General features: G+C 45.6%; 7 protein-coding genes and 2 pseudogenes. 8 read left to right on the top strand and 1 reads right to left on the bottom strand.

Annotation, left to right across the window (positions count from 1 at the left end; genetic code table 11):
* Positions 1-2 precede the first annotated feature (2 nt).
* From copA to MHH82_RS32790, 5 genes are all read left to right on the top strand, one after another.
* Complete coding sequence (gene copA / locus MHH82_RS32810) at positions 3-2,414, top strand: copper-exporting P-type ATPase CopA (protein ID WP_041850539.1); 2,412 nt, start codon at positions 3-5, stop codon at positions 2,412-2,414.
* A 160-nt stretch (positions 2,415-2,574) separates the two neighbouring features.
* Positions 2,575-4,683 (top strand): heavy metal translocating P-type ATPase, encoded by a 2,109-nt coding sequence (locus MHH82_RS32805; protein ID WP_125121138.1) that lies wholly within the window; start codon positions 2,575-2,577, stop codon positions 4,681-4,683.
* 119 nt (positions 4,684-4,802) lie between these two features.
* Positions 4,803-5,471 (top strand): disulfide bond formation protein BdbD, encoded by a 669-nt coding sequence (gene bdbD, locus MHH82_RS32800; RefSeq protein WP_003228414.1) that lies wholly within the window; start codon positions 4,803-4,805, stop codon positions 5,469-5,471.
* 4 nt (positions 5,472-5,475) lie between these two features.
* Positions 5,476-5,892, top strand: coding sequence for a disulfide oxidoreductase (locus tag MHH82_RS32795; protein ID WP_003228417.1), 417 nt, complete (start codon positions 5,476-5,478; stop codon positions 5,890-5,892).
* Between the two features lie 186 nt (positions 5,893-6,078).
* Positions 6,079-6,690, top strand: coding sequence for a trimeric intracellular cation channel family protein (locus tag MHH82_RS32790; RefSeq protein ID WP_003228419.1), 612 nt, complete (start codon positions 6,079-6,081; stop codon positions 6,688-6,690).
* Between the two features lie 108 nt (positions 6,691-6,798).
* Here the strand turns inward: MHH82_RS32790 and MHH82_RS32785 are convergent, their stop codons facing one another.
* Positions 6,799-7,233 (bottom strand): hypothetical protein, encoded by a 435-nt coding sequence (locus tag MHH82_RS32785; RefSeq protein ID WP_014477979.1) that lies wholly within the window; start codon positions 7,231-7,233, stop codon positions 6,799-6,801.
* Between the two features lie 577 nt (positions 7,234-7,810).
* On the opposite strand from MHH82_RS32785, the gene helD reads away from it, so the two are divergent.
* From helD to cysI, 3 genes and pseudogenes are all read left to right on the top strand, one after another.
* Positions 7,811-10,135: a DNA helicase IV gene (helD, locus tag MHH82_RS32780; protein ID WP_041850540.1), complete on the top strand. Its 2,325-nt coding sequence runs from the start codon at positions 7,811-7,813 to the stop codon at positions 10,133-10,135.
* A gap of 170 nt (positions 10,136-10,305) precedes the next feature.
* Positions 10,306-12,122: pseudogene (locus tag MHH82_RS32775) on the top strand (assimilatory sulfite reductase (NADPH) flavoprotein subunit).
* 25 nt (positions 12,123-12,147) lie between these two features.
* A pseudogene (cysI, locus tag MHH82_RS32770) lies at positions 12,148-13,857 on the top strand (assimilatory sulfite reductase (NADPH) hemoprotein subunit).
* Positions 13,858-14,075 lie beyond the last annotated feature (218 nt).

Here is a 14,075-nt window from a genome sequence, read left to right as displayed (position 1 = left end):
TGTTGAGTGAACAAAAGGAAATCGCGATGCAGGTCTCTGGTATGACCTGTGCGGCATGTGCTGCCAGAATTGAAAAAGGCCTGAAGCGGATGCCCGGTGTCACGGATGCCAATGTTAATTTGGCAACGGAAACATCAAATGTAATCTACGATCCTGCTGAAACAGGGACTGCAGCGATTCAAGAAAAAATAGAAAAGCTGGGCTATCACGTTGTTACAGAAAAAGCTGAATTCGATATTGAGGGCATGACCTGTGCGGCTTGCGCCAATCGGATTGAAAAACGGCTTAACAAAATAGAAGGCGTCGCAAATGCACCAGTAAACTTCGCATTAGAAACAGTTACGGTCGAATACAATCCAAAAGAAGCGTCTGTCGGCGATTTGAAAGAAGCGGTAGATAAGCTTGGATATAAGCTAAAGTTGAAGGGTGAACAGGACAGTGAGGCTGCTGCTGCTAAAAAGAAAGAAGAACGGAAGCAAACAGCGAGACTGATTTTTTCAGCTGTCCTGTCGTTTCCATTGCTTTGGGCGATGGTGAGCCATTTTACATTTACATCATTCATTTGGGTACCCGATATATTTCTCAATCCGTGGATGCAATTTGCGCTGGCGACACCAGTCCAATTTCTGATCGGCTGGCCGTTTTATGTGGGTGCGTATAAGGCGCTCAGAAATAAAAGCGCCAATATGGATGTATTGGTCGCCCTCGGTACGACGGCTGCTTACGCTTATAGCCTTTATCTTACTTTTCAAAGCCTTGGCTCTCACGGGCATACAGATGGCCTTTACTATGAAACAAGCGCGATTTTGCTGACGCTGATTTTATTAGGCAAGTTGTTTGAAACAAAAGCAAAAGGCCGTTCCTCGGATGCGATTAAAAAGCTGATGAAGCTTCAAGCGAAAACAGCGACTGTTGTAAGAGACGGACAGGAGCAAATCATCCCGATCGACGAAGTGCTTGTTAATGACATTGTTTACGTCAAACCTGGCGAACGAATTCCTGTCGACGGAGAAGTGGTTGAAGGCCGTTCAGCGGTTGACGAATCGATGATTACAGGAGAAAGTCTTCCTGTTGACAAAAATCCGGGTGACAGCGTGACAGGTTCAACCGTTAACGCAAACGGTTTCCTGAAAATTAAAGCTGTCAACGTCGGAAAGGATACTGCGCTTTCTCATATCATCAAAATTGTTGAGGAAGCACAAGGGTCAAAAGCGCCGATCCAGCGTCTCGCTGACCAGATTTCAGGCATTTTTGTACCCATTGTATTGGGGATTGCCGTTCTCACTTTTCTCATTTGGTACCTTTGGGCGGCTCCTGGCGATTTTGCTGAAGCGATCAGCAAGTTCATTGCGGTTCTTGTCATTGCCTGTCCTTGCGCCCTCGGTCTTGCCACTCCGACAAGCATAATGGCTGGATCTGGACGCGCTGCTGAATTCGGGATTTTATTTAAAGGCGGCGAGCATTTAGAAAAAACACATCGTCTCGATACAATTGTTCTTGATAAAACCGGAACCGTGACAAACGGGAAGCCGCGTCTGACAGATGCCATTCCATTCGGCCGTTTTGAAGAAAAAGATTTGCTTCAATTTGCAGCGGCAGCCGAAACGGGATCAGAGCATCCGCTTGGCGAAGCGATTATTGCTGGCGTGAAAGATAAAGGGCTTGAGATACCGAAGCTAACCCGTTTTGAAGCAAAAGTCGGCGCAGGCATTTTGGCTGAAGCCGGAGGAAAAAGCATTCTCGTCGGCACAAGAAAATTAATGGAGAGCGAACAGGTTGAGCATGGGGCTCTTCTCGCCAAAATGGAAGAGCTAGAGGCAGAAGGAAAAACAGTTATGCTTGTATCCATTGATGGAGAAGCAGCTGGGCTAGTAGCGGTTGCAGATACGATTAAGGACACGTCACGGAAGGCTGTTGCCCGTCTGAAAGAGTTGGGCCTTGATGTCATCATGATGACAGGAGACAATCGCAGAACCGCAGAAGCTATCGCGAAGGAAGCGGGAATTACGAATATCATTGCGGAAGTCCTTCCAGAACAAAAGGCAGCAGAAATTGCCCGCCTACAAAAAGAGGGCCGCCAGACGGCAATGGTAGGCGACGGAATTAACGATGCGCCGGCGCTTGCCACAGCTGACATCGGCATGGCGATTGGAACTGGCACGGACATTGCCATGGAAACAGCAGACATTACACTGATTCGCGGCGATCTGAACAGTATTGCCGACGCAATCCGCATGAGCAGATTGACAATGAAAAACATTAAACAAAATTTATTCTGGGCGCTTGGCTATAACAGCCTCGGCATCCCAATCGCAGCACTTGGATTTTTAGCACCGTGGATAGCAGGAGCAGCAATGGCATTCAGCTCCGTTTCCGTTGTTCTGAATGCTCTTCGTCTGCAAAAAGTAAAATGAAAAACCGGCTATATGCCGGTTTTTGTTTTTCATTGACACTTTCTTGGAAAACAACATATAATAGGTGTAACTTATATATGAGTATATGCTCATATATATTAAAATGAATGCAATACTCATTGATACGCTTTGAAAAGGGAACCCTAAATCGGAAGGTAAGGTGAGACTAGTGAAACAGGAATACGTTCTGGACGGTTTGGATTGCAGCAATTGTGCCCAAAAAATCGAAAATGGAGTCAAAGGCATAAAAGGCATTGACGGATGCGCGGTAAATTTTGCGGCAAGCACCTTAACTGTCTCAGCCGATGGGAAAGAAGAGCAATGGGTCACGAATAAAGTAGAGAAAAAAGTGAAATCAATTGATCCGCATGTAACGGTTCGCCAAAAGCATATAAAGAAATCAGCTGATGATGGCTATCGTAATCGAATGGTCAATATGCTGATCAGAATGGCGGCGGCTGTCATTCTCGGCGCAGCGGCATATTTGGTTCATTCGGGAACCATTGAACTTTTCCTTTTCCTCGCTGCTTATTTGATCATCGGCGGTGACATTATGATCCGCGCAGTCAAAAACATCATCCGCGGTCAGGTGTTTGATGAGCATTTCTTAATGGCTCTTGCTACAATCGGCGCCTTTCTGATTCAGCAATACCCTGAGGGCGTCGCCGTTATGCTGTTTTATCAAATCGGTGAGCTTTTTCAAGGTGCCGCGGTCAGCCGTTCCAGAAAATCAATTAGTGCGTTAATGGACATACGGCCTGATTACGCTAATCTCAAAACAAAGAACGGCATCGAACAGGTTTCCCCGGAGGATGTTCAGACAGGAGACATCATTGTGGTTAATCCGGGAGAAAGCATACCCCTGGACGGTAAGGTCGTGCAAGGGTCAGCGATGGTTGATACATCTGCTTTAACAGGTGAGTCCGTTCCGAGAAAAGCTGCGGAAGGACAAGATGTAATGTCAGGCTTTATCAATCAAAACGGCGTTCTGCATATTGAAGTCACAAAGGGCTATCAGGAATCAGCAGTATCAAAAATATTAGACTTGGTTCAGAATGCGAGCAGCCGTAAAGCCCGGACAGAAAACTTTATCACGAAGTTTGCCAAGTATTATACACCTGCTGTTGTGATCATCGCGGTATTGCTGGCCTTTGTTCCGCCGCTTGTTCTTTCTGGCGCCGCGCTTTCCGATTGGGTGTACCGCGCGCTTATCTTTTTAGTGATTTCTTGTCCTTGTGCGCTTGTTGTCTCCATTCCGCTCGGTTTCTTCGGCGGAATCGGAGCGTCCTCAAAGGCCGGAGTGCTTGTAAAGGGAAGCAATTATTTAGAAGCTTTGAATCAAGTCAAATACGCGGTGTTTGATAAAACGGGAACACTAACAAAAGGCAGCTTTGAAGTGACAGAAATCAAACCCGCGGAAGGTTTTACAAAGGATAGATTACTTGAAGCGGCGGCATACGCTGAGCTTCATTCACAGCATCCAATTGCTGAATCTGTGCGTAAAGCTTACGGGAAAATGCTTTCTTCCGATGAGATTGAGTCATACGAAGAAATCTCCGGTCACGGCATTTTTGCAAAGGTAAATGGAACTGAGATCCTTGCTGGGAATAAAAAGCTCATGGAAAGAGAACAAATTGAGGATGTCCCGGATGAAAATGCTGGAACAATCGTACACGTTGCTGTTGATCACCGCTATGCCGGAGCAATCATCATAGCGGATGAGATAAAGGAAGACGCAGCACAGGCGGTTGCTGATCTGAAGTCGCTTGGGATCAAACAGACAGCTATGCTGACGGGTGATTCGAAACAAACGGGAGAAGCCGTCGGAAAACAGCTTGGGATTGGTGAGGTATATGCAGAGCTGCTGCCGCAAGATAAAGTCGCGCAGGTCGAAGCATTAGAAGCTAAGCTTTTGCCTAATGAAAAACTCATTTTTGTCGGTGACGGTATCAATGATACGCCGGTGCTTGCCCGCGCAGATATAGGGATCGCGATGGGAGGCCTTGGCTCAGATGCCGCGGTAGAAGCCGCAGACATCGTGCTAATGACAGATCAGCCGTCAAAAATTGCGGAAGCGATTCGGATTGCGAAACGGACACGGCGTATCGTGTGGCAAAACATCGGATTTGCTTTAGGTGTGAAAGCGATCTTTCTTATTCTTGGTGCATTTGGAATTGCGACCATGTGGGAAGCGGTTTTCTCAGATGTCGGCGTTACACTGCTTGCTGTGGCGAACGCCATGCGCGTCATGCGTCTCAAAAACAAATAAATTGTCGGAGAGAATTCATTTTTTCGGGGTTTTCTTATCAGCGCTTGTCTTGTTAAAATAAAGAAGTGGGTCAATTGCGATCCGCTTCTTTTTTAATTTTAAAACGATGAGGTGTCGGAGTGAAAAAGAAACAGCAGTCTTCTGCGAAATTCGCGGTCATCCTTACGGTTGTGGTTGTTGTATTGCTAGCAGCCATTGTCATCATTAATAACAAAACGGAACAAGGCAATGATGCGGTTTCCGGACAGCCGTCTATCAAAGGGCAGCCTGTGCTTGGCAAGGACGATGCACCGGTAACTGTAGTAGAATTCGGAGATTACAAATGTCCGTCTTGCAAGGTGTTTAACAGTGACATCTTTCCAAAAATACAAAAAGACTTTATTGATAAGGGCGATGTGAAATTTTCTTTCGTGAACGTCATGTTCCATGGAAAAGGTTCAAGGTTAGCGGCTCTTGCATCTGAAGAAGTATGGAAGGAAGACCCTGACTCTTTCTGGGATTTCCATGAAAAGCTGTTCGAAAAACAGCCGGATACGGAACAGGAATGGGTAACCCCAGGCCTCCTTGGTGATCTTGCAAAAAGCACCACAAAGATAAAACCTGAGACGCTCAAGGAAAATCTTGATAAGGAAACATTCGCTTCTCAAGTGGAAAAGGATTCTGACCTTAATCAAAAAATGAACATACAGGCAACACCGACGATTTACGTCAATGATAAAGTGATCAAAAATTTTGCGGATTATGATGAAATCAAAGAGACAATAGAAAAAGAGCTGAAAGGGAAGTAACGATATGAAAAATAGAATCGTATTTTTATATGCTTCCTGGGTTGTGGCTCTTATCGCTATGCTGGGCAGCCTGTATTTCAGTGAAATCAGAAAGTTTATTCCATGTGAACTGTGCTGGTACCAGCGTATCCTCATGTATCCGCTCGTCCTGATTTTAGGCATCGCCACCTTTCAAGGGGACACACGAGTGAAAAAATATGTGCTCCCGATGGCGATTATAGGGGCATTCATTTCGATCATGCATTACTTAGAGCAAAAAGTGCCCGGCTTTAGCGGCATTAAGCCATGTGTTAGCGGCGTGCCGTGCTCGGGCCAATATATTAACTGGTTTGGTTTTATTACGATTCCATTCCTGGCCCTGATTGCTTTTATCCTGATTATCATTTTTATGTGCCTGCTGAAAGGCGAAAAATCTGAATAACAAAAAAAGCGCCCGCGTATGCCGGACGCTTTTTTAATTTCGCAAACTCATGTCCATCAGCAATAGCCGTATTCCCTCTAAATTTATCTTTTTTTCTCATAAAAATGTTATTGATTTTACGCTGGAGCGATTATAAAATCTAGAGGTCGTCAGAAAATTTAACAAACATAAAAGGGAGTCATCAGAATGGCTTGGGAGCTGCTCAGTGTGATTGGCATCATTGCGTTTGCAGTCAGCGGCGCAATTGTTGCGATGGAAGAGGAATATGATATTTTAGGAGTTTATATATTAGGGATTGTCACCGCTTTTGGAGGAGGAGCGATCCGCAATTTGCTGATCGGTGTTCCGGTGTCAGCGCTATGGGAGCAGGGAGCGTACTTTCAAATCGCGCTTTTATCTATTACAATTGTGTTTCTGTTTCCGAAGCTGCTGCTGAAGCATTGGAATAAGTGGGGCAATTTATCAGATGCGATCGGCCTCGCTGCCTTTGCTATCCAAGGCGCACTGTATGCTGTCAAAATGGGCCATCCGCTTAGTGCCGTGATCGTGGCTGCGGTGCTGACGGGAAGCGGGGGCGGAATCATCCGCGACCTTCTTGCCGGGCGCAAACCGCTTGTGCTGAAGGCAGAAATTTATGCAGTCTGGGCGGCTCTCGGCGGTTTAATCGTCGGCTTGGGCTGGCTGGGAAACTCGTTCGGCTTGTACGTTCTGTTTTTCGTGCTCGTTGTTTGCCGGGTTTGTTCCTATATGTTTAATTGGAAGCTGCCAAACCGTTCTTTTCGCTTAGATAGTCAGTAAAATAAAAGAAACCTCTCCGTCATGGAGAGGTTTCTTTTATGGTAGCCTGCCGGGATCAAATAAAAAGTCCTTTTCGAATGCTGACGCGCAGAGCAAAGCTATTGAAAATTAATAGGTAGCCCAAAAGGTATAGCTGATGGTTTTTTTAGTTCCTGTGTTAGTGAATTTGAATCTGTATTTTGTTTTGTAGCTTTTAGAAGCTTGTTTGTAACTTAAATTTGTAGAGCCTTTTTTCGTTGCATAAAAAGTTTTAACATTTTTCCAGCCTTTATTTGTCTTTTGTTGCAGAGTTGCTGTAATTTTCCCGCTGCCTGATCCGTTTGCTGTCATGTTGGCCCAAGTTCCTCGTCCCGGATAATAAATCTGAAATGTTGGCGAGTAAGTATAGTTTTTAAATGAGCCCGAATGGTAATGAGTACTCCATATTTGACCTTTTTTAACCCAATCTTTAGCTTCCGCTTTGTTGTTTACTAGGTCAATTGCCGTAAAACTTGTTACGGCTACGACGAATGCCAGCAACATCATAGATAGCTTTTTCTTCACTGAGTATTTCCTCCTAACTAATTCTGGTTCTTTCTTCATGTTCTTATCATAAACCGAGAGAAATAATGTAACATCGTCCTATTCTCCCAAATGAAAAACTTCAATTTGTTGAAATATGTCGAAATTGGATGAAAAATGACTATTTTACTGCGACTATAGATACGATAGCGAGGATGTAGTTGTTTTATGGAAGATGACAATAACAGCCAGTTTAGTCATTCTTCACGTTAGATGAACAGACAAACACGGTAAAGCTCTGCGGTGTTTTTAAAATGAAAAAGAAATATTATATCGAAGATTGAATGGAATAAGGAATCGATACTGATGAAAGAGAAGATTCGCAACCTAAGAAAAGCACCTCCAACAGTGATCAATGTGAAATCATAAGAGAAAAAACCAATTTCGAGTTGAAATCGGTTTTTTCTGCATATAAATAACCCAAACCTTGATTGGTATTGGGTGAATGTGCTAAGATAAATTGTATTTGCCAGTTTCGTCATACATTCGATATATGTATCCAATTATATTTTACAGTATTTCATCTATGTTTGTCAACTATTTTCTGGAGGTGCCGTTCATGAATCAGCAGGATAAGGAATGGAAGGAAGAGCAGTCGAGAATAGATGAGGTGCTGCAGGAGCTCGAAAAAAAAGAGCGGTTTCTGGAAACGTCTGCGGGCGGGTTGAAGCATGATATCATCGGATTAAGAAAAAGCTTTTGGGAGGATGTTAAGGTTAATTTTGATGATGCCCATGAAGCGATTGAAACGATGGCAAGCATTAAGCAGCAGGCAGAGCTGCTGTCTGATCGGGAACACAATCATCGGCGCATGGATCAGCAGCTCAAACGAATTCATCAATTAAAAAAATCGCCTTATTTCGGCCGAATTGATTTTATTGAAAACGGCGAGGAGCAGGCAGAGCGAATTTATATCGGTTTAGCTTCCTGTTTGGATGAGAAGGAGGAACACTTTCTGATTTATGACTGGAGGGCGCCGATATCAAGTTTGTACTACAATTATTCCCCAGGTAAAGCGGAGTACGAGGTGCCCGGTGAAACGATAGAAGGGGAAATGGTGCTGAAACGCCAGTTTATGATCAAAAACGGCACTCTCAAGGCGATGTTTAATACCGATATGACGATTGGTGATGAAATGCTGCAAGAGGTATTAAGCCATCACTCCGATACCCAAATGAAAAACATCGTGTCTACGATTCAGAAAGAACAAAATCAGATTATCCGTAATGAAAAAAGCAAGATCCTGATCGTGCAGGGAGCGGCTGGCAGCGGGAAAACATCGGCTGCGCTTCAGCGTGTCGCTTATTTGTTATACAGGCACCGTGGCGTCATTGATGCCGGACAAATCGTTTTGTTTTCTCCCAACTTCTTATTTAACAGCTATGTCTCCTCTGTTTTGCCGGAGTTAGGAGAAGAGAATATGGAGCAGGCGACGTTTCAGGAATATATCGAGCATCGTCTTGGCCGCAAGTTCAAATGTGAAAGCCCCTTTGATCAGCTCGAATATTGCCTGACCGAAACAAAGGGAGGCGATTTTCCAACAAGGCTTGCGGGAATCACATGGAAGGCGGGTTTATCCTTTCAGCAATTCATTAATGAATACGTCACACGGCTTTCCTCTGAAGGGATGATTTTTAAAAATATTATATTCCGCGGACAAAAGCTGATCACAAAGGAGCAAATTCAATCCTATTTTTACTCATTGGATCAAAATCACTCCATTCCGAATCGGATGGAGCAAACCGCGAAGTGGCTGCTGAGTGAGCTTAACAAGCTTGAGAAAAAGGAACGGCGAAAGGATTGGGTCGTTCATGAAGCTGAGCTGCTTGACAAAGAGGACTACTTGGACGTGTACAAAAAACTGCAGGAAAGGAAACGGTTCAGCGAGAGTACGTTTAACGATTATCAAAGAGAGCAGCAGCTGCTTGCCGCCATCATTGTGAAAAAAGCTTTCAAACCGCTCAAGCAGGCAGTCAGGCTCCTTGCATTTCTTGATGTTTCACAGCTGTATTTGCAATTGTTTTCTGGCTGGGGAGGGAAATTTCAGCATGAGAAGATGGCCGTGATAGGTGAGCTGACCCGTTCGGCATTTACGGATAATAAATTGCTCTATGAGGACGCGGCACCGTTTCTTTATATGCAGGATCTGATTGAGGGCAGAAAGAAAAATACGAAGATCAAACATCTATTTATTGACGAAGCCCAGGACTATTCACCGTTTCAGATGGCTTACATGAGAAGCATTTTTCCGGCTGCCAGCATGACAGTGCTCGGTGATATCAATCAGTCCATCTACGCGCATACCATACACGGGGATCAGCGTATGGATGCGTGCTTTGAGGATGATCCTGCTGAGTATGTTCGTTTAAAGAGAACATACAGATCAACAAGGCAGATTGTCGAGTTTACCAAAGCGATGCTTCAAGATGGAGCGGATATTGAGCCGTTTAATAGAAGCGGGGAAATGCCGCTCGTTGTCAAAACTGAAGGACATGAGAGCCTTTGCCAAAAGCTCGCGCAAGAAATTGGCCGGCTCAAGAAAAAAGGGCACGAAACAATAGCCGTCATCTGCAAGACTGCGCAGCAATGCATACAGGCGCACGCCCACATGAGTGAATATACAGATGTTCGCCTGATTCATAAAGAAAATCAACCATTCCAAAAGGGTGTTTGCGTGATTCCGGTGTATTTAGCGAAGGGAATTGAATTTGACGCAGTGCTTGTCTATGATGCATCTGAAGAACACTATCATACAGAGCACGACCGCAGGCTTTTATATACTGCGTGCACCCGTGCGATGCACATGCTGGCGGTATTTTATACAGGTGAAGCCAGTCCGTTTGTAACCGCTGTGCCGCCTCACTTATATCAGATTGCTGAATGAAGAGAAGGGAGTCCTTCTCTTTTTTCTATTTACATGAAGCATAGCCGTTTTATCATTAGGATTCTTAATAGTTATCATCATGTAAATATATTTTACTTAAGCCTAGTATTCCGGTAAAGTTCAATTAGATGCAATTTTCGATCAGTTTATAACTTTGTGAGGTGGATACGTTGCAACTTCAGGTAATGAACAGTCCGTTTAATCAGGAGCAGGCAGAGCTCCTTAACCGCCTTCTGCCGACCTTGACCGAATCCCAGAAAATCTGGCTGAGCGGATATTTATCCGCTCAATCTGTTTCCGCCCAAGAAGCTGCGGGTGCGCCGGCGGCAGCTGTGTCTGCGGAAGCACCAGCACCGGCCGTTTCAAAAGAAGTGACCGTTCTTTATGGTTCACAGACGGGAAACGCACAGGGGCTTGCAGAAAATGCCGGCAAGCAGCTTGAACAGAGCGGTTTTCAAGTGACCGTCTCATCCATGAGCGATTTTAAGCCGAATCAGCTGAAGAAGGTAACCAATCTTTTAATCGTCGTCAGTACGCATGGAGAAGGCGAGCCGCCTGATAACGCGCTGTCGTTTCACGAATTTCTGCACGGAAGACGGGCGCCTAAGCTTGAAGACCTGCGCTTTTCCGTTTTGGCGCTTGGTGACAGTTCGTACGAGTTTTTCTGCCAGACAGGGAAAGAATTTGATCAGCGCTTAGAAGAACTCGGCGGAAAACGGATTTCTCCGCGCGTTGATTGCGATCTTGACTATGATGAACCGGCAGCCGAATGGCTTGAGGGTGTATTGAAGGGATTAAATGAAGCTGGGGTCGGAAGCGCCGCGCCTGCGCCGGCGGCTGCGTCACAAACCGGTGAGTCTTCGTATTCCAGAACAAACCCGTTTCGGGCTGAAGTGTTAGAAAATTTAAATTTAAACGGCAGAGGATCAAATAAAGAAACACGCCATGTGGAGCTGTCTCTTGAAGGATCTGGCCTGACTTACGAGCCTGGTGACAGCCTCGGCGTCTATCCGGAAAACGATCCGGAACTTGTCGAGTGCTCCTAAAGGAAATGAATTGGGACCCGGAAGAAATTGTGACGCTTAATAAGCAAGGTGATGTCCGTCCGCTGAAAGAAGCGCTGATTTATCACTATGAGATTACCGTTCTCACAAAACCGCTTCTTGAACAGGCGACCCAGCTGACAGGGAACGATGAGCTTAGAGAGCTTTTAGCCCCGGGAAATGAGGAGAATGTAAAAGCCTATATTGAAGGGCGCGATTTGCTTGATCTCGTCCGTGACTATGGCCCATTTAGTGTATCTGCGCAGGAGTTTGTCTCTATTTTGCGAAAAATGCCTGCCCGCCTTTATTCGATTGCAAGCAGTTTATCCGCAAATCCGGATGAAGTGCATTTAACAATCGGCGCAGTCCGCTACGATGCGCACGGCCGTGAACGAAAAGGCGTCTGCTCGATTTTGTGCGCGGAACGTCTGCGGCCGGGTGACACACTGCCGGTTTATGTACAGCACAATCAAAACTTTAAGCTTCCGAAAGACCCTGAAACACCGATTATCATGGTGGGCCCTGGGACAGGCGTCGCACCTTTCCGTTCCTTTATGCAGGAGCGTGAGGAGACGGGAGCGGAAGGAAAGGCATGGATGTTCTTTGGCGATCAGCACTTTGTCACGGATTTCCTTTACCAGACAGAGTGGCAGAATTGGCTCAAAGACGGTGTGCTGACAAAAATGGATGTGGCGTTCTCACGTGATACGGAAGAAAAAGTATATGTGCGGCACCGCATGCTCGAACACAGCGCAGAATTGTTTGAATGGCTTCAAGAAGGAGCGGCTGTTTACATTTGCGGAGATGAAAAGCATATGGCGCATGACGTCCATCACACATTACTTGAAATTATCGAAAAAGAAGGCAATATGAGCCGCGAAGAAGCGGAGGCTTATCTTGCCGATATGCGGCAGCAAAAACGCTATCAGCGTGATGTATATTGATTTGACTTGAAAGGAGTTTTTCAACATGGTGACCAAAATTCTAAAAGCACCGGACGGCTCTCCAAGTGATGTTGAACGCATTAAAAAAGAAAGTGATTATTTGCGCGGCACGCTGAAAGAAGTGATGCTCGATCGAATCAGTGCCGGAATTCCGGATGATGATAACCGCCTGATGAAACACCACGGCAGTTATTTGCAGGATGATCGGGACCTCCGAAATGAACGCCAAAAGCAGAAACTTGAGCCCGCATATCAGTTTATCGCGCGCGTGCGTATGCCAGGGGGCGTCTCGACGCCTGAACAATGGCTTGTCATGGATGACCTGTCCCAGAAATACGGGAACGGCACATTAAAATTGACGACACGTGAAACGTTCCAAATGCACGGGATTCTGAAATGGAACATGAAGAAAACCATTCAGACGATCCACTCAGCACTTTTGGATACGATCGCGACCTGCGGAGACGTAAACCGTAACGTCATGTGCGCATCAAATCCTTATCAATCTGAAATCCACTCAGAGGTATACGAGTGGTCTAAAAAATTAAGTGATGATCTACTGCCGCGGACGAGAGCCTATCATGAAATTTGGCTTGATGAGGAAAAAGTTGCCGGCACGCCGGAGGAAGAAGTCGAGCCAATGTACGGACCGCTCTATCTGCCGCGGAAGTTTAAAATCGGTATTGCCGTTCCGCCGTCTAATGATATTGACGTCTTTTCACAAGATCTGGGATTCATTGCGATTGTCGAGGATGGCAAGCTGATCGGTTTTAACGTGGCAATCGGCGGCGGTATGGGAATGACGCATGGCGATACTGCGACATATCCGCAATTAGCCAAGGTGATCGGATTCTGCCGGCCTGAGCAAATGTATGACGTTGCTGAAAAAACGATTACGATTCAGCGTGATTACGGCAACCGTTCTGTCCGTAAAAATGCGCGGTTCAAATACACAGTTGACCGCCTCGGTTTAGAAAACGTAAAAGAAGAATTGGAAAACCGTCTCGGCTGGAGCCTGGAAGAAGCGAAGCCGTATCATTTCGATCATAACGGCGACCGTTACGGCTGGGTGGAAGGCATTGAGGATAAATGGCATTTTACGCTGTTTGTCGAAGGCGGCCGTATAACGGATTACGATGATTATAAGCTGATGACGGGCTTGCGGGAAATCGCCAAAGTTCATACAGGCGAGTTCCGGCTGACGGCCAATCAGAACTTAATGATTGCGAACGTTTCAAGCGATAAAAAAGAAGAAATCAGTGCTTTAATTGAACAGTACGGACTAACTGACGGCAAGCACTATTCAGCGCTTCGCCGCACTCGATGGCATGCGTCGCTCTTCCGACCTGCGGATTGGCAATGGCTGAAGCAGAACGTTATTTGCCGACCCTGTTAGATAAGGTTGAAGAGATTATTGACGAAAATGGCCTTCGTGATCAGGAAATCACCATTCGCATGACAGGATGCCCGAACGCGCGCACGTCATGCGCTCGGTGAGATCGGATTTATCGGAAAGGCGCCGGGCAAATATAATATGTATCTTGGCGCGTTTGACGGAAGCCGTTTAAGCAAAATGTATCGTGAAAACATCGGTGAAGCAGACATTTTAAGCGAGTCGCGCGTCCTTCTTTCCCGCTATGCGAAAGAACGCGAGGAAGGCGAGCATTTCGGTGACTTTGTCATCCGTGCGGGCATTATTAAAGCAACAACTGACGGTACGAATTTTCATGATTGAGAAAACTAAGAAGAGAGACAGGGAATAGCTTCCTGTCTCTTTTTTCTGTAATTTGCTCTGCTGCAAAAAAGTTCACTGTGAGCATATCATGAGAAAAAATACCCTAAAAAGGGTACTATAAAAGAAGACAAGTGTGGAGGGAACTCCTGCGAAACCACATAGCGGATGCAAGGCCAGACTAGCTTAGCGGCTTTTAGACAAACAGATTTTTTGGCTCA

The sequence above is a fragment of the Bacillus sp. FSL K6-6540 genome (assembly GCF_038007545.1).
The sequence above is the reverse complement of the archived record's forward strand: the minus strand, read 5'-3'. Positions and strand labels throughout refer to the sequence as shown.